This window comes from Streptomyces caelestis, from assembly GCF_014205255.1.
Classification (GTDB): domain Bacteria; phylum Actinomycetota; class Actinomycetes; order Streptomycetales; family Streptomycetaceae; genus Streptomyces; species Streptomyces caelestis.
This window is the reverse complement of the sequence record NZ_JACHNE010000001.1, coordinates 3,457,333-3,474,377: the sequence shown is the minus strand read 5'-3', so window position 1 is coordinate 3,474,377 and position 17,045 is coordinate 3,457,333. Positions and strand designations below refer to the sequence as shown.

Annotated in this window: 13 protein-coding genes; 6 read left to right on the top strand and 7 right to left on the bottom strand. The window is 72.7% G+C overall.

What is annotated here, in order from left to right; genetic code table 11:
- Positions 1-199: 199 nt before the first annotated feature.
- Both HDA41_RS15625 and HDA41_RS15620 read right to left on the bottom strand, forming a co-directional pair.
- Positions 200-1,420, bottom strand: a complete 1,221-nt coding sequence (locus HDA41_RS15625; RefSeq protein WP_184984428.1) for an LCP family protein — start codon at positions 1,418-1,420, stop codon at positions 200-202.
- Between the two features lie 121 nt (positions 1,421-1,541).
- Positions 1,542-2,297, bottom strand: a complete 756-nt coding sequence (locus HDA41_RS15620; protein ID WP_184984426.1) for a TIGR03089 family protein — start codon at positions 2,295-2,297, stop codon at positions 1,542-1,544.
- Positions 2,298-2,447: 150 nt separating this feature from the next.
- Here HDA41_RS15620 and HDA41_RS15615 point away from each other — a divergent pair, with 150 nt between their 5' ends.
- Together HDA41_RS15615 and manB are read left to right on the top strand one after the other, a co-directional pair.
- Positions 2,448-3,905, top strand: a complete 1,458-nt coding sequence (locus HDA41_RS15615) for a peptidoglycan recognition protein family protein (protein ID WP_184984424.1) — start codon at positions 2,448-2,450, stop codon at positions 3,903-3,905.
- A gap of 135 nt (positions 3,906-4,040) precedes the next feature.
- Complete coding sequence (manB, locus tag HDA41_RS15610; protein WP_184984422.1) at positions 4,041-5,123, top strand: mannose-1-phosphate guanylyltransferase; 1,083 nt, start codon at positions 4,041-4,043, stop codon at positions 5,121-5,123.
- A gap of 330 nt (positions 5,124-5,453) precedes the next feature.
- Here manB and HDA41_RS15605 read toward each other — a convergent pair whose 3' ends face one another.
- The 4 genes from HDA41_RS15605 to HDA41_RS15590 form a co-directional block, all read right to left on the bottom strand.
- Positions 5,454-6,455, bottom strand: a complete 1,002-nt coding sequence (locus tag HDA41_RS15605) for a DNA-3-methyladenine glycosylase family protein (protein WP_184984420.1) — start codon at positions 6,453-6,455, stop codon at positions 5,454-5,456.
- A 75-nt stretch (positions 6,456-6,530) separates the two neighbouring features.
- On the bottom strand, positions 6,531-7,859 hold the full coding sequence (locus tag HDA41_RS15600; protein ID WP_184984418.1) for a coenzyme F420-0:L-glutamate ligase: 1,329 nt from the start codon (positions 7,857-7,859) through the stop codon (positions 6,531-6,533).
- Positions 7,856-8,815 (bottom strand): 2-phospho-L-lactate transferase, encoded by a 960-nt coding sequence (gene cofD / locus HDA41_RS15595; RefSeq protein ID WP_184984416.1) that lies wholly within the window; start codon positions 8,813-8,815, stop codon positions 7,856-7,858. The genes HDA41_RS15600 and cofD overlap by 4 nt, the downstream gene beginning before the upstream one ends.
- A gap of 96 nt (positions 8,816-8,911) precedes the next feature.
- Positions 8,912-9,418, bottom strand: a complete 507-nt coding sequence (locus tag HDA41_RS15590) for a cysteine dioxygenase (protein WP_184984414.1) — start codon at positions 9,416-9,418, stop codon at positions 8,912-8,914.
- Between the two features lie 726 nt (positions 9,419-10,144).
- Here HDA41_RS15590 and HDA41_RS15585 point away from each other — a divergent pair.
- From HDA41_RS15585 to HDA41_RS15575, 3 genes are all read left to right on the top strand, one after another.
- Positions 10,145-10,408, top strand: a complete 264-nt coding sequence (locus tag HDA41_RS15585; protein WP_010034659.1) for a WhiB family transcriptional regulator — start codon at positions 10,145-10,147, stop codon at positions 10,406-10,408.
- 234 nt (positions 10,409-10,642) lie between these two features.
- Entirely contained in the window at positions 10,643-14,302 is a 3,660-nt protein-coding gene (locus HDA41_RS15580) for a glycosyltransferase family 2 protein (protein WP_184984411.1), read from the top strand.
- Positions 14,299-15,819: a DUF5719 family protein gene (locus HDA41_RS15575; protein ID WP_184984409.1), complete on the top strand. Its 1,521-nt coding sequence runs from the start codon at positions 14,299-14,301 to the stop codon at positions 15,817-15,819. Before HDA41_RS15580 ends, HDA41_RS15575 begins: the two co-directional genes overlap by 4 nt.
- A gap of 21 nt (positions 15,820-15,840) precedes the next feature.
- Here the strand turns inward: HDA41_RS15575 and HDA41_RS15570 are convergent, their stop codons facing one another.
- Complete coding sequence (locus HDA41_RS15570; protein ID WP_184993422.1) at positions 15,841-16,296, bottom strand: metallopeptidase family protein; 456 nt, start codon at positions 16,294-16,296, stop codon at positions 15,841-15,843.
- A gap of 294 nt (positions 16,297-16,590) precedes the next feature.
- Between HDA41_RS15570 and HDA41_RS15565 the strand changes: the two genes are divergently transcribed.
- The gene (locus HDA41_RS15565) at positions 16,591-17,013 is read left to right on the top strand and encodes a DUF3499 domain-containing protein (RefSeq protein WP_184984408.1); all 423 of its coding nucleotides are present in this window, start codon (positions 16,591-16,593) and stop codon (positions 17,011-17,013) included.
- Positions 17,014-17,045 lie beyond the last annotated feature (32 nt).

The window sequence follows — 17,045 nt, the reverse complement described above, 5'->3', positions numbered from 1 at the left end:
CTCCAAGGCGCTCGGTCTCGGTCACACAGTGCGCGACCTCAGGACCGTCCTCAGGACCGGGCGCACCGGATCGCTCACACTAACCGCCCAGTTCAGTGCCGAGCGACGACGGTGACACATTCCACGTCCCTACACCTGGGCAATTCGCCCATTTCTCGGGTGAAGAGTTCATTGCCTTGGAGTTACGTTGGTGCCCGCTTTACTCACAGGTGTCCTCGGCTGCCGTGTTCCCCCGGAACGTCGGTGGAGGAGAAACGGTGACGGCGGGCTTCGTAAACGGCCCCGGATACGAATCCCCGTACGACCCGTCATACGAATCGGTAGGCCTCAGCGGGGCGGAACCGCGCGGAACGTGCCCGGCCACCACCACGGGTGTGTCCGTACGCAACCGCTCGAACAGCCTCTCCGCCTCGGGCTCCACGAGTTGGTCGCGATTGGCGTCGTACGCGTACGACTCCCGTGGAACGGTCAGGAACTGCACACGTTCCATGGGGATGTCGCGCAGCCCGCGCACGAGTTCGTACAAACCGCGAAGGCTGGCCAGATCCGGGTCCGTTGTGAGAGATGACGTGGCGGCGTCCAGCACGGGATACAGCTTCGCCGGATTCAGCAGGACGTCATTGCTGCGCACTTTGTTGACGAGTGCCCCGAGGAACCGTTGCTGCCGCTCCATACGTTCCGTGTCACTGCCGTCGCCGAGCGTCTTGCGGGCGCGGACGTAGCCGAGCGCCTGCTCGCCGTCGAGGGTCACGCGTCCGGCGGGGAGCCGCAGCTTGGCGGCCCGGTCGTCGATCGGGTGGCGCAGGCACACCTCCACGCCGTCGACCGCGTCGACCATCTTCTTGAAGCCGTGGAAGTCGACGACGACGTGGTGATCGACGCGGATGTCGGTGAGCTTCTCGACGGTCCGGATGGTGCAGGCCGAGCCGCCCACCTGGAAGGCCCGGTTGAACATGGTGAACCGCGGCGCGCTGCGCGACCCGTCCTGGCGCCGGCAGCCCGGCAGGTCCACCATCAGGTCCCGGGGCAGGGAGACGGCGGTGGCGCTGGTCCGGCCCGCGGACAGGTGCAGCAGGATGGTGGTGTCCGACCGCTCGGTCCCGGAGTCACGCCCGTAGCGCGCGTTGTCGTCACCCTCGCGCGAGTCCGACCCGATCAGCAGGATGTTCCGCGCGCCCTTGACCAGCGAGGTCGGTCGTTCCTTCTCGTACCGCGCGAGCTCGGCGGCGGCGGCCTCGTCGGGCGTGATGTTGCCGCTGAGCTTCGCGTACACGGCCCATCCGGCCCCGCCGGCCGCGACGACGACACCGGCGACCCCGAACGCCCCGATCCGCACCCACCGCCGCCGACGCCGCCGCACCAGCCCCGGCCCGCTGGCGGAGGCCCCCGCCCCCGGCCCAAGCCTCCCGGTGTCGCCCACGACAGAGACCACCCCTCACGACGTACGAACGTGCGCGCGCACTGCTCCTACGACTGTGGCGTGGATGGGGGGTGGGGGTGGGGTGGGGATGGGCTGTACGGGGGATGGGCTCGTACACGCCCTACCGGGCGATGGCCGTGACCCGCTCACTCTCCACCCGCTTGTCCAGCATCCCGTCCCCCGCCCGCTCCAGATGCCGGCACAACACCACGGAACCCCCCGTGGCCAGCGGCCCGTACAACCCCGCGTTCAAACCCTCCCACGTGTCGTACGGCAGCCCCGACAGGATCCGCGACCCGGGCCCGGTCAACCCCAGCCCCGTCGCCTCCGCCCGAGCCCGCTCGACGACCTCCGCCCCGCTGAACTCCCGCCCCGCCACGATCAGCGCGGGCCCCTCCGGATCCACCGGTGCATACGGCACGAACCGGTCGCCCTGCCCCGGCACCTCCACCGCGTAGTCGACAAACCCCTCGGGCACCTGAGGGAACCGCCCCCCGAGCGGCCGCAGCGCCATCGCGATCCGCGCCCCGGAACACGCCCGAGCCGTCTCCAGTTCGTCCGGCCCGCTCACCACGACATCGGCCGCTCGCGCATCCCCTGCCATGTCCGCGACGACTCCCACCGACGAACACGCCAGCAGCCACACCGCCGTCTGCCAGTGCGCGGGCAGCAGCAGCGCCACCCGGTCCCCGGGCTCGGCGGACAGCTCGTCCTGGAGGAGGTTGGCGGTCTTGGCCACCCAATTGGCGAAGGTGGCCACGGACAGTTCGACACGTTCGCCCGTGGCGTCGTCGTAGAAGGTCACCAGGGGACGTCCCGGGTCCGCGGCGAGCGCGGAACTCAGCAGGTCGGCAGGGGTGCGATCGGTGGCGTTCACCCGCGCAAGCGTACGCGGCACCCACGCCTTCACCCAACGGCCGGGCCACCGCCCGGCCGTGCATCCGCCACCGGTTCGGCCGAACCCTGGCCGACGGTCCGTCAACTCTCAAATGGACAGACTTATAGGGCTATGTCCAAGATCAGTGGCATGCATGGATTTCTTGCCTCTTCGATAGGTGTCACCTGTGCGGCCGCTCTGGCCCTCCCCCTCACACCGCCCGCCGTCGCGGCGACGGCGAGACCGGTACCGACCACGACCGCGAGACCCGCGCCCCACGCGGGGATCCCGGACACGACCATGACCAACCGGCGCGCGGCCGAACCGTACGCCCCCGGCAGCACCCAGTCCCTTCCCCTCGAACCCCTCACCCGCAACCGCGCCACCCCCACCGGCCCCGGCGCCCCGGAACAGGGCCTGACCCGCCGTGCCGTACGCCACTTCTCCCTCGTCGGCATCGTCTGGGACGACCCCGCAGCCGAACTGCACGGCCGTGTCCAGGTCCGCACCCGAGCCGCCGGCACCGGCACCTGGTCGGGCTGGCAGGACGTCGAGACGCACAACAGCGACCACGCGGCCGACCCGTACACCCCCGAGAGCACCGCGGGCCGCGTCCGGGGCGCCACGGCACCCCTGTGGGTCGGCGACTCCGACGGCGTGGAACTCCGGGTCCGCTCCGAACCCGAGAGCGCGGAAGCCGACTCCGCGCACCACGGCACGGGCACCCGCACCCTGCCCGCCGCGCCCCCGCTCCCCTCCGGCCTTCGCCTCGAACTCGTCGACCCCGGCGAGGGCGCGTCATCCCCCGGCGCCCCCGCGGACAGTCCCCGCACCGGCGGCCTGAACGCCGAGACCTCCGCCGCCACCGAAACCTCCGCCGTCAACGCCGACCTGGCCCCGCTCGGCGCCGTCGAGATCCCGGCACTGAACCGCGCGGGGACCGAGCAGGAGTTCCTCGCCCTCAACGCCGGCGAGCTGACGGAGCAGCAGCGGGCAAGGCCCTACATCGGCCCGCGCCCGCGCATCGTCACGCGCCGCGGCTGGGGCGCGGCCGAGGGGCTGCGGGAGCGGGGCTTCCGGTACACGAAGAAGGTCAAGGCGGCCTTCGTGCACCACACGGCCTCCGGCAACAACTACCGCTGCTCGCAGGTCCCGTCACTCATCCGCAGTATCTACCGCTACCACGTCAGGAGCATGGGCTGGCGGGACATCGGCTACAACTTCGTCATCGACAAGTGCGGAAAGATCTACGAGGGCCGCGCCGGGGGCGTGGCCAGGCCGGTCCTGGGCGCCCACACCCTTGGTTTCAACAACAACAGTATGGGGATCGCCGTCCTCGGGTCGTACGGCGCCAAGAAGCCGTCGGCCGCCGCCGTCCGGGCCGTCGCCCGGCTCACCGCGTGGAAGCTGGGCCTGTACGGGGTGAACCCGCGGGGCAAGACATACCTGAAGTCGGGGGGTAGCAACCTCCACCGAAAAGGTAAGAAGGTACGACTGAACGTGATCTCCGGTCACCGCGACGGCTTCAAGACGGAGTGCCCGGGGTGGAAGCTCTACAGCAAGCTCGGCTCGGCCCGCTCCAAGGCGGCCCGGTACCAGGGCCGCTGACACACACGTTCACCGCCGTCGGGGGGCAGCGGGGCGGAATGCCGCACGGCCAGCGAAGGCGCCACGGAACGGTCTGCATACACTGACCGGCCGAAAGACAGTTCGGCCGGTCCCGGCAGGAAGCAGAGACGACACGTGACAGAAGCGATCCTCCTGGTCGGCGGCAAGGGCACCCGGTTGCGCCCGCTCACGGTGCACACGCCCAAGCCGATGGTGCCGGCGGCCGGGGTGCCCTTCCTCACGCACCAGCTGGCGAGAGCGAGAGCGGCGGGTGTCGAGCACATCGTCCTGGCCACGTCCTATCTGGCCGAGGTCTTCGAGCCGTACTTCGGTGACGGTGCCGCGCTGGGGCTGCACCTGGAGTACGTGACGGAGGAGGAGCCCCTGGGCACGGGCGGCGCCATCCGCAACGTGGCGTCACGGCTGCACTCGGGCCCCGACGACCCGGTCCTGATCTTCAACGGCGACATCCTGACGGGCCTCGACATCCGGGCCCTGGTCGACACCCACGAGAGCACGGGCGCGGACGTCTCCCTGCACCTCACCAAGGTCACGGACCCGCGCGCCTACGGCCTGGTCCCCACGGACGACACGGGCAGGGTCCTGGCGTTCCTGGAGAAACCGCAGACGCCCGAGGAGATCGTCACCGACCAGATCAACGCGGGAGCGTACGTCTTCCGCCGCTCGGTCATCGACACGATCCCGCTGGGCCGGCCGGTGTCGGTGGAGCGGGAGACCTTTCCGGACCTGCTGTCCGCCGGGGCGCACCTGCAGGGCATGGTCGACTCGACGTACTGGCTGGACCTGGGCACACCGGCGGCGTTCGTCCGGGGCTCGGCAGACCTGGTCCTGGGCCGGGCCCCGTCCCCGGCGGTCCCCGGCCGCTGTGGCGACCGCCTGGTCCTGCCCACGGCGACGGTCGCGGCCGACGCGAAGCTGTCCGGCGGCACGGTGGTCGGCGAGGGCGCCTTCGTCGCGGAGGGCGCCCGCATCTTCGGCAGCACGATCCTCCCCGGCGCCGTGATCGAACCCGGCGCGGTCATCACCGACTCCCTCATAGGCATCCGGGCCCGCGTCGGCGAACGCTCCGTCCTCACCGGCACGGTCATCGGCGACGGCGCGGTCATCGGCCCCGACAACGAACTCCGCGACGGCGCCCGCGTCTGGTGCGACGCCCACATCCCAGCAGGAGCAGTCCGCTTCTCTTCGGACCAGTAGCGACCAGGCACGGCTACCGCCGGCCGCGGCCTGCGGGCAGTCGTGCCGCTGGGGTGAGGGTGGCGCAGCGGCATCCGCTTCGCCGCATTGAGCGACTGTCTCGGCTGAGCTGCCGCCGGCCGCCTGCGGGCAGTCGTGCCGCTGGGGCGGCACGGGTGGGCGATGGGGGTACCCCCTGCTCGAGCGAAGCCGAGAGCTTGGGGGAGGCACCCCGCTCCGCCGGGCTGCGGACCCACCCGGCCTCAGCAACAACGCCGAGCACCCTGCAACGCCGAGTGGCGCATCCCCCCGCCCAGCACCGCCACCGCGGCACCAGAAACCGGGCAGCAATCACAACCCCCCGATATCCCACCGCGGCATCTTCGGCGCCCTCCGCCCCGGCACCCTCCCACTCAGCAGAATCAACCGAGCCGCCCGATGCCGCTGCCCCGCATACGGCTCCAACAACTCCAGCATCACGGAGTCATCCGCATCCCGATCACCGGCCAACGCCCACCCCACGATCCCGGGCAGATGCAGATCCCCCACGGTCACCTCGTCCGGCGCCCCATGACTCCGCTGCACCGTCTCCGCCGACGTCCACGGCCCCACCCCCGGCACCACCTCCAGCCGCGCCCGAGCCGCCCCCGGCTCCATCCCGGCCGCCTCCTCCAACCGCCCGGCCACCCGCACCGCACGCAGAATCGTCGACGCCCGCTTGTTGTCGACCCCGGCCCGATGCCACTCCCACGACGGGATCAACGCCCACGCCCGAGGCTCCGGCATCACACACATCCGCCCGGGCGCGGGCCCCGGCGCCGGCTCCCCGAACTTCCGCACGAGCAACCGCCACGCCCGATACGCCTCATCGGTCGTGACCTTCTGCTCCAGAATCGACGGGATCAGCGACTCCAGCACCAGCCCGGTCCGCGTCAGCCTGAGCCCCGGCCGCCGATGCCGGGCCAGCGCCACCAGCCGGTGCCGGGGCACGAACACGGACGGATCATCAGCACCCCCGAGCAGCTCCGGCAACCGGTCCAGCAGCCACTCCGCCCCGGGCCCCCAGGCCTGGCCGCGCACCCCACCGCCGTACGCGCAGACCCGTACCGTCCCGGGCCCGGCGGGCGTACGACAGGCCCGCCACACGGACCCGTCCGGCATGGCCCGGAACGTCGGATCACCCGGCCCGCGCCGCAGCGGCCCAAGGACCAGACCGAGATCCAGCGGCCCGTCCGGCACCCAGTCGCGCACCCGGTCCAGCCCCGCCGCCTGCCGCGGCACGCCCCCGGCGACGCCGACATGCCCGCCGCGCACGGTCGTGCGCGTGGGCCGGGGAGCGAACCGTCCTGCCATGAGTGAAGTCCCTGGGATAGGAGAGGGGGCTGCGAGAGCAGCAGCGCTAAGAGCGTAGGCGCCGCCCGGCGCCGGTCACCGCACCTCGATGAAAGCCCCCGCGTCCCGCTCCGGCCGCGCCCGCGGTTCCTCCGCCGGATGCCCGACCGCCACCGCGCCCATCGGATCCCAGTCCGCCGGCAGCCCGAGCGCCTCGCGCACCACGTCCCGGCAGAACATCGTCGAGGACACCCACGCCGACCCCAGCCGCTCCCCGGCCAGTGCGACCAGGAAGTTCTGCACGCCCGCGCCAGCGGCGACCACGAACATCTCCCGCTCGGCCCCGTCGCGCCGCGCGTCGCCGTAGGTGTGCGAGCCGTCCATGACCAGACAGGGGACGGCGAGGTACGGCGCGTTCCGCAGGACGTCCCCTCGCCGTATCCGCTTGGCGATGGACTCCTCCGACTTGCCGTCCCGCCGCAGATCGGCGACCCAGGCATCGCGCATGGCGTCGAGCAGCCGCGTCCGCGACTCCTCGGACTCCAGCAGCACGAAGCGCCAGGGGGTGGTGTGGTGTGGCGCCGGCGCGGTCACCGCCGCGGCCACCGCCCGCCGTACCGCTCCGGGGTCGACAGGCTCGTCCGTGAAGGCCCGGACCGTACGTCGCTGGGTCACCGCCAGCCGTACCGCCTCCGACGTACCGAGCCGGAACATGTCGTCGCGCGCGCCGCGCACCATGGCCCGCGCGCCCTCTCCGTCGTCCTGTGCCAGCACGTGCGGCAGACCGCGCGCCACGGCGACGGGGAGCCCGGCCGCCTTGCCCTTGACGAGGTCGCCGGCCGCGGCGAGTTCGTCGGCCGTGGCGACGACGGTGGCGCTGAGCGGGTTGCCGTGCGCGTCCGTGCCGCCGCGCAGGTCGTCCAGTACGCGTACTCCGGCGGCGCCGATGGCGACGTCCGTGAGCCCCGCGCGCCAGGGCCGCCCGAACGTGTCGGTGACGACGACACCGACGTCGACGCCGAGAATGTCCCGCAGTCCGTCGCGAATCGCGCGGGCGGAGGTGTCCGGGTCCTCGGGCAGCAACAGCACCGTCCCGGACGGGGTGTTGGACGCGTCCACCCCGGCGGCGGCCATGACGAGGCCCTGCCGGTTCTCGACGATCCGGAGACTGCCGCGCCGGGCGACCACCCGTACCGTCTCGGCGTCGATGGCCGCCTCCCGGTCGGCCGCCCGGACCGCCCGGCCCTCCGCCTTGGACACGATCTTCGACGTGACGAGCAGGACGTCCCCGTCGGCCAGACCGGGCTCGGCGGCCGCGATCAGCTTGGCCAGATCGTCCCCGGCCGCGACCTCGGGCATCCCGCCCACGGCCCACACCCGGTACCCGCCGGCACTCTGCCGGTTCTCCGGGACCTCGCCGCTCAAGCTCCCCGCACCTCCTCCGCCAACGCCAGGGCCTCCCGCGCCATCCGCGCGGTCGCGTCCGCGTCGGTCATCATCAGCGGCACGGCCCGGCAGCGGATCCCGGCCGCCTCGACCTGCTCCACCGCGCCGGCGTCCACCGTGTCGACGAGCCAGCCGTCCAGCAGGCCCGAGCCGTAGTGCTCGGCCACCGCCTGCGCGGTCGACTCGACGCCCACGGCGGCGAGCACCTTGTCGGCCATGCCCCGCACGGGCGCGTCACCGACGATGGGGGACAGCCCGACCACCGGCACCCCGGCCTCGGCGATGGCCTCCCGGATGCCGGGCACGGCGAGGATCGTGCCGATCGACACGACCGGGTTGGACGGCGGGAAGAGGATCACATCCGCCTCGGCGATCGCCTCCAGCACACCCGGCGCGGGCTTCGCCTGGTCGGCACCCACCGGCACGATCGCCTCCGCGGGCACCGAGGCGCGCAGCCGCACCCAGTACTCCTGGAAGTGGATCGCCTTGCGCTCGCCGTCGATCTCGACGGCCACATGGGTCTCGACGCGGTCGTCGGACATCGGGATCAGTCGCACGCCCGGCTGCCAGCGGTCGCACAGCGCCTGGGTCACCGCGCTCAGCGGGTACCCGGCGCCGAGCATCTGTGTCCGCACGATGTGCGTGGCGAAGTCCCGGTCGCCGAGGCCGAACCACTCGGGCCCGACGCCGTACGCCGCGAGCTCCTCCTTGAGGTGGAAGGTCTCGTCGGCACGCCCCCAGCCCTGCTCCTCGTTGATGCCGTCGCCGAGCGTGTACATCACCGTGTCGAGGTCCGGGCAGACCTTCAGCCCGAAGAGGTGGATGTCGTCCCCGGTGTTGCCGATGACCGTGATGTCCGCGTCCGGCACGGCCCGCTTCAGACCACGCAGGAACCGGGCACCACCGATGCCGCCTGCCAGAACCACAATGCGCATGGAAGCCAGTGTTGCAGGCGCCTACGACAACCGGTCAGCGGCCACGGCAACCGGTCAGACGCCTACAGCGACCGGTCAGGCGGTCACGCCGACCGGTCAGATGCTCGCGGCACCCGATACGCCCCGGGCCTCGCAGTGCTGGGCCGTGTGCATCGGCATCTCCGTCAGGCCCGGGTAGTAGACGTGCAGGCTGACCGCCGGCCGCAGTGCGTCATTCACGACTTCGTGCACGTACCCCGGCGCGAAAACGCGCTGCGCGCCCGCCCGCAAGGCGCGTGTGCCCCGCTCCGTGCGCTCGGTCAGCGTGCCGTCCAGCACGGTCAGCACACCGGAGGAGCGGCCGTGGTCGTGCAGCCCGCTGCCCTGCCCGGGCACCCAGGACAGCAGCCACACCTCGTAGCCCGGGCCGGTGCGCAGCCGGTGGTACCAGCGGCTGGTCGCGTCGTACCGGACGAGGTGCTCCCACTGGGAGCGGTCGGCGGCGATGGTGCGGGCGAGTCCGGCGAACTCGGCGACGGTGGCCGGGTGCTCGCGCGGGGTCCGGAGCAGATGCGGGACTTCGAGGATGTCGCCGGCGATCTGGAGGTCGCTGTCGCTGTTCATGGGGTGCGGTGGTTCCTCGGAAAGGAGCGGAAAGTCGGTGGGGGGTGTCGCGTCGTGCGTGCCCGGGTCGCGGGCGGCCACGAGGAGTGCCCTGGTGGAGCGGGGACAACAGCGCCGAGTCGTGGGTGACTCAGCGGCAGCCGGAGCGCGTTGGGCTCAACAGCTGGAACAGCAACAGCGACAGCGAGCGTGGGCAGCACCGAGGGACCCGGCGGAGCGGGTCGAGGTGAGTGCCAAGTTCGCGAGCATGCCCACTAGGACACCGGTTCACACCCGCACTGTCAACTCGGCACCCGGTATGTGGGATGTGGTTCACCTCATCCGGTCGTTCACTCAGATGAAAGGTTTGTTCATGGCCCACCCGGGACACATGGCGTCCATCCGGGCGCGCAAACCCCGTTGCGGAGTCGTGATCCGAATGTGATCCGGTTCGCTTCGAGGTGCGTGTCGGAACGAGTTCGAACCTCTGGGCGTCCTTCTCCGTACGGGGCCGCAAGGGGTCCGGCGGACGGTGTGAGCCCTCACGGGCTCTATCGGGGTGTCAGGTTTTATGGTGATTTGAACACTTTCCGCATGGGCTTGGTTCCGCAGAGTGAATAAGGGGCTCAATAGCAGATCTCGGCTTGACTCGCCCGGAGCCGCACACTTGTAATTTCACTCGTGTCGTTCAGCCGGAATCGGTAACGGCTAGATCACGGGGACGCGAAAGACAGACGAGGGGCGCACATGACCGAGACGGTGCAGCAACTGCTGGTCGACGACGCGGACGAGGAACTCGGCTGGCAGGAGCGCGCACTGTGCGCCCAGACCGACCCCGAGTCCTTCTTCCCCGAGAAGGGCGGCTCGACCCGGGAGGCCAAGAAGGTCTGCCTCGCCTGTGAGGTCCGCTCCGAGTGCCTCGAGTACGCCCTCGCCAACGACGAGCGATTCGGCATCTGGGGCGGCCTGTCCGAGCGGGAGCGCCGCCGGCTGAAGAAGGCGGCGGTCTGATCCTGGACGGCGCGATACCCGGACAGCAGCGCATACGACGGAAAGCGCGCATCCGGCGGACAGCGCACATACGTACGCACGCACGGCTCGAAGGGCCCGTCGCAGGTGGGTTGTCCACAGGCGGCGGGCCCCCTTGTTGCGCAGCCGATAGTGTGGTCGCTCGTCCGAGACGCCCCGCTGCCCCACCGGTCGCAGGCGTCCACCGCAGTCCACCGAACCGGGGCCCGTACCTCGATGTCCGTGCACAGCCACACGGCAGCTCATCACGACAGCGCTGCCACACCTGAGTTCCCGCGTCATGTGGTGACCGCGGTCCTCGTCTCCCACGACGGCGCCCGCTGGCTGCCCGACGCGCTCGCCGGGCTGCTCGGCCAGGAGCGCCCCGTCCAGTACGCGATGGGCGCCGACACCGGCAGCGCGGACGACTCCGCCCAGCTGGTCACCGAGGCCCTCGGCGCCGACCGCGTGCTGCACCTCGCCCGCCGCACAGGCTTCGGCCAGGCCGTCGAGGAGTGCGGCCTCGCCGCCCCGGTCCTCACCCCGGAGCAGCTCCCGTACCTGAAGCGGCCCAGCGGCTGGGACCCGGTCACGCGCACGTGGCGCGACGACGCCTACGACCTGCCCGAGCTCCCGCACGGCGAGCCGGTCCAGTGGCTGTGGCTGCTGCACGACGACTGCGCCCCGGAGCCCGACGCCCTGGCCCAGCTGCTGCGCGTCGTGGACAACGAGTACGAGCTGGGCCGCGAGGACGTCGCCGTCGTGGGCCCCAAGCTCCGCGGCTGGTACGACCGGCGGCAGCTGCTGGAGGTCGGCGTCAGCATCGCCAACTCCGGCCGCCGCTGGACCGGCCTGGACCGCCGTGAGCAGGACCAGGGCCAGCACGACCACGTCCGGCCCGTGCTGTCGGTGTCCACCGCCGGCATGCTGATCCGCCGCGACGTCTTCGAACAGCTCGGCGGCTTCGACCGCCACCTGCCCCTCATGCGCGACGACGTCGACCTGTGCTGGCGCGCGCACGCGGCGGGTTACCGCGTCCTGGTCGCCCCCGAGGCGGTCGTCCGGCACGCCGAGGCGGCCTCCCGCGAGCGCCGCGCGGTCGACTGCGTGGGCCGCACGGCCGCCTCCCCGCACAAGGTCGACAAGGCCGGCGCCGTCTACAGCCTGCTCGTCAACTCCCGTACGGCGGTGCTCCCCTGGGTGCTGCTGCGCGTCGTGCTCGGCACACTGCTGCGGACCGTCGCCTACCTCGTCGGCAAGGTCCCCGGACAGGCCGTCGACGAGATCCGCGGCCTCATGGGCACGCTGCTCAGGCCCGAGCGGATCCTCGCCGGGCGGCGTGGCAGAGGCGCCTCCCGAATCGACAAGGACGAGCTGCGGGCGCTGTTCCCGCCGCCCGGCGCGACCGTCCGCATGACCGTCGAACAGGTCGCGGGCAACCTCGTCGGCCGCGCCGACTCCGAGGTCGCCTCCGGCGCCGGACGGCACGGCGGTGCCGTCGAGTCGGGCCCCGGCGGCGACGACGCCGACTTCCTGGAGATCGAACAGTTCGCCCGGCTCAAGCGCATCGCGCGCAAGCCCGGCCCGGTGCTCTTCCTGGTGCTGCTGCTCGTCTCCCTGGCCGCCTGCCGTGAACTCCTCGGCGGCGGCGCGCTCTCGGGCGGCGCCCTGCTGCCCGCCCCGGCCGACTCCTCCGAACTGTGGGCGCGCTACCTGGACGCCTGGCACCCGGTCGCCGCCGGCGGCGCCTCCTCCGCGCCGCCGTACCTCGCGCTCGTGGCGATGCTGGCGTCCCTGCTGTTCGGCTCGACCGGCCTCGCCGTCACGCTGCTGCTCGTCTGCTCGGTGCCGCTGGCCGGTGTCACCGCCTACTTCGCCTCCCGCCCGCTGGTCGAGTCCCGGCTGCTGCGCGCGTGGGCGGCCGTCGTCTACGCCTTCCTGCCCGCCGCCACCGGCGCCCTCGCCGGCGGCCGGATCGGCACCGCCGTCCTGGCCGTGCTGCTGCCGCTCATCGCCCGCGCGGGCCTCGCCGCCAGCGGCCTGGCCAACCCCTCGGGCGCGCGCGGCAGCTGGCGCGCCACCTGGGCGTACGCGCTGCTGTTGACCATCACCACCGCGTTCACCCCCATCGTGTGGCCCATCGCGCTGCTCCTCGGCGCCGGACTGCTGGTCCTGCGGCGGGCCGACATCACGGCGTACGGGCTGAGGTTCCTCGCCCAGCTCGGCACGCCGCTGCTGGTCCTCGCGCCCTGGTCGCTGTCCCTGCTCCCGTTCGGCTTCTTCCGGGAAGCCGGTCTGGAGTACGGCTCCTCGGCCGCCTCCCCCCTCGACCTGCTCGGCGTCAGCCCCGGCGGCCCCGGCACCGTCAGCGGCCTCATGCTGATCGGCATCGTGCTGGCCGCGCTCGCCGCCCTGCTCCGCTCGGAACGCCGGCTGGGCATCTGGACGGCCTGGACGGCCGCCCTGGCCGGCTTGGTCTTCGCGGTCCTGTCCAACAGCTCCACCTGGTCCGGCCCCGCGACCCTCGTCTACGGCATCGCCCTCCTGGCGGCCGCCGCGCTCGGCGCCGACGGGGCACGCGCGCGCGTGGCCGAGCAGAGCTTCGGCTGGCGCCAGCCGGTCGCCGTGCTGATCGCCTTCGCCTCGGCCGCGGGCCCGCTGCTCGTCGCCGCGGGCTGGATGATCCGCGGCGCCGACGGTCCCCTGGAGCGGCGCGACCCGACCCAGGTCCCCGCGTTCGTCGCCGAGGAGAGCGGCAGCAGCGACCAGGCCCGCACCCTCGTCCTCGACAGCGACTCCGCCTCCCACGTCGGCTACATGCTGGTCCGCGGCTCCGGCGCCCGTCTCGGCGACGGCGAGATCGCCGCGGCCGACGGCGAGAACAGCAGGCTCGACAAGGTCGTCGCCAATCTCGTCGCCGGCTCCGGCGCCGACCAGGCCGACCAGCTCGGCGGCTTCGCCGTGCGCTACGTCCTCGTCCACCAGGGCGCTCCCCGCGATGTCACCCGCGTCCTGGACGCCACGCCCGGCCTGACCCGGCTCAGCCAGCAGAACGGCGGCGCGCTGTGGCAGATCGACCAGGAGGTCGCGCGCGCCACCATTGTCCCCGCCTCCGGCTCCGGCACCCCCCAGCCCGTCCCCGCCGGGCCCGTCGACATCCACACCACGATCCCGGCCGGCCCCGACGGGCGCGTGCTGCGCCTGGCCGACACCGCCTCCGACGGCTGGACCGCCACGCTCGACGGCGAGCCGCTCACCCGCACCACGGTCGACGGCTGGGCCCAGGGCTTCGAACTCCCCGCCACCGGCGGCAGGCTGGACGTCACCTACGACGACCCGGTCGGCCACACCGCGTGGCTGTGGGCGCAGGGCCTGCTCGCCGTCGTACTCGTCGTGCTCGCCCTGCCCGGCCGGCGCCGCGACGTCGACGACGACCTGCCCGAGGAGCCGGCCGTCCCGGCCCAGCCGGTCGCGGGCGAGGGCCGCCGGGCCCGCCGCCTGCGCGCCCAGGCGGAAGCAGAGGCCGAAGGGGCGGCACAGCCCGGGGAGTTCCCGCCCCCGCAGCCCGACCAGCCGCCGGCCCCCGTGCCCCAGCAGAACCACGGACAGTGGGGCAACGCCGGCTACCAGAGCGGCGAGTACGCGCAGTACGGCGACCAGTACCAGGGCGCCCCGTACCCGGCGGACGCGTACGGACAGCAGTACCAGGCGGATCCGTACCAGGGCGGCCAGTACGACCCGTACGCGTACGGCGGCCAGCCCCAGACGCCGTCGTACGACCAGGCGGGTTACGACCAGACGGGCTACGACCAGGCCTACGGCACGCCGTACGACCCGGCGCAACCGCACCACCCCCACGGCACGGGCAGTGAGCGTCCCGACGGGAGCCAGCAGTGAACCGCACCACCCTGTCCCTGATCGCCGGCGCGACCGCGCTCGCCGCCGTCACCGGATTCGCCGCGCTGTCCGCCCCGGACACCCCGGGCACGGACACCACCGCCAAGGCGGCCGCCCAACTGCCCGTGGAGCGCACGAGCCTGCTGTGCCCCGCGCCCAGCATGTCCGACATCGCCGAGACGTCGTACACGTCCTTCACGCCTGTCACGAAGGGCACCGGGAGCGGCGGCAAGGCCGAACTCCAGGCGGCCGCCCAGGAGTCGCGAGACGGCTCGGGCGCGGGCGGCGACAAGGGCAAGGGCAAGTCCGGCCAGCGGAAGACCGAAAAGCCCGTGCTGACCTCCAAGGAGCCCGGCAAGCCGGTCACCGGGGACAGCTCGGGTGCCGAATCGCCCGCGCTGGTCGGGACCGCGGACGGCAGGTTCGCGCCCGGCTGGACCGTCCAGGAGACGACGGAGGTCGCCGCGGGGACCGGGCGCGGCCTCCAGGGCGTCAACTGCACCGCCCCGGACACGAGTTTCTGGTTCCCCGGCGCCAGCACGGCGGCCGACCGCACCGACTACGTCCATCTGACGAACCCCGACGACTCGGCCGCCGTGGTCGACGTCGAGCTCTACGGCAAGGACGGCGCCCTCCAGTCCACGGTGGGGGAGGGCGTCACGGTCCAGCCGCACTCCAGCGAGCCGCTCCTGCTGTCCACCCTCACCGACGAGCAGCAGACCAACCTCACCGTGCACGTCAACGTCCGCAGCGGGCGGGTCGGCGCCGCCGTGCAGGCCCTGGACGACAAGCTCGGCGGCGACTGGCTGGCCGCGTCCACGGACCCGTCGGGCAGCCTGGTCCTGCCCGGCATCCCCAAGGACGCCACCTCCGTGCGTCTGGTCGCCTTCACCCCCGGCGACGCCGACGCGGACCTCAAGCTGCGCCTCGCCTCCCCCTCCGGGCTGATCACCCCGGCCGGACACGAGACGGTGCACGTCAAGGGCGGCATGACCACCGCCGTCGACCTGGGCGACGTGACACGTGGCGAGGCGGGCTCCCTGGTGCTGACGCCGACCGACCAGTCCGTGCCGGTCGTGGCGGCCCTGCGGGTCGTACGTGGCAAGGGCGACCAGCAGGAGACGGCGTTCATCCCGGCCACCCGCCCTGTCGGCACGCGTGCGACCTCCGCGCACAACAGCGCCAAGGGCAGCACGCTCTCCCTGACCGCCCCCGGCCGCGCCGCCACGGTCGAGGTCACCGCCTCGGCGGGCAGCGAGGGCGGCACGCCGGTGTCGAAGACGTACACGATCAAGGCCGGCACGACCCAGGACATCAAGCCCCCGGTCCCCAGCGGCCTGAAGGGCACGTACGCGCTCACGGTCGAGTCGAAGTCCGGCGGTCCGGTCTACGGCGCCCGCACCCTGGCGGCGACGGGGGGCGGCGTCCCCGGCTTCACCGTCCAGACGCTCCCCGACGACCGGGGGACGGTCGCCGTACCGGAGGCGGACGAGGATCTGTCGGTGTTGCAGAAGTAGTCCGGCCGACCGCCGACCGCGTCAGCCCTGGTCCTCGCCGTACCGCGGATCCACCGTCTCCGGCGTCAGCCCCAGCAGCTCGGCGACCTGCTCGACGACGACCTCGTGCACCAGCGCCGCCCGCTCGTCGCGCCCCTTGGTGCGGATCTCGACCGGTCGCCGGTAGACCACCACGCGCGCGGGGCGCCCCTCGCGGGCGCTGACCGTGCCGCCCAGCGGAACCGCCTCGTCGTTCCAGGCCTGTCCGGGCCCGTCGAGACGCGGCACCTCCAGCACCAGGAAATCGATGTCGGCGAGCTGCGGCCACCGCCGCTCCAGGCGCTCCACGGAGTCCTGCACCAGATCCGCGAACGCCTCCGCGCGGCTGGCGGCGAGCGGCACCTGCGGTGGTGCGATCGGGCCGCGCATGCCCCGGCCGTGGCGATCACGGCGGCGGGGCCCGGGGGCGGCGGCTCGGGGAGTTACGGGCTTGTCCATCACTGGTGAAGGGTAGTCCCCGTCGCGCCCCCGCGCCCGGCGCCGCACGGCGGTGGGGACGGCTTCCGGCCGACCGGTACGGCATGTCGTTACATGACTGTTCCAGCCAAGCTTGGGCTCGATTCCGTATCCCGCCGAGACCGGCACCCTCACGGTAATTGAGGGTTTTGTGACGGATCTTGACCGCTTGAGGGGCCGTTCGGCACCCCGGACGACGGTGTCCGGGCAGGTCAGCCGGGTGTGCCGGAAGGGGGGTGTGGGGCGTTTCACAACACGACACGGGGGAGTGACCTGGTGGAGAGTCGTCGCGGCCCGCTCAAGAGTGCGGTACCGTCCAACGTCGTGAGCCCTGTACGTCGCTGTTCGCGCACCGCCTGCGGCCGTCCCGCCGTCGCGACGCTGACGTACGTCTACGCCGACTCGACCGCGGTCCTCGGCCCGCTCGCCACCTACGCCGAACCCCACTGCTACGACCTGTGCGCCGAGCACTCCGAGCGCCTCACCGCCCCGCGCGGCTGGGAGGTCGTCCGGCTCCTCGACGGTTCGGCCCCGGCGCGCCCCAGCGGCGACGACCTGGAAGCGCTTGCGAACGCCGTGCGAGAGGCGGCCCGTCCTCAGGGGCGGGCCGCCGGGGCAGGTGGCGGCGGGCGCACGGCCGACCCGATGGAGGTCGCCCGGCGAGGGCACCTGCGCGTTCTCCGGTCTCCCGACAACTGACCGCACTCCCGGTTCCTCCCCGCGCACACCCC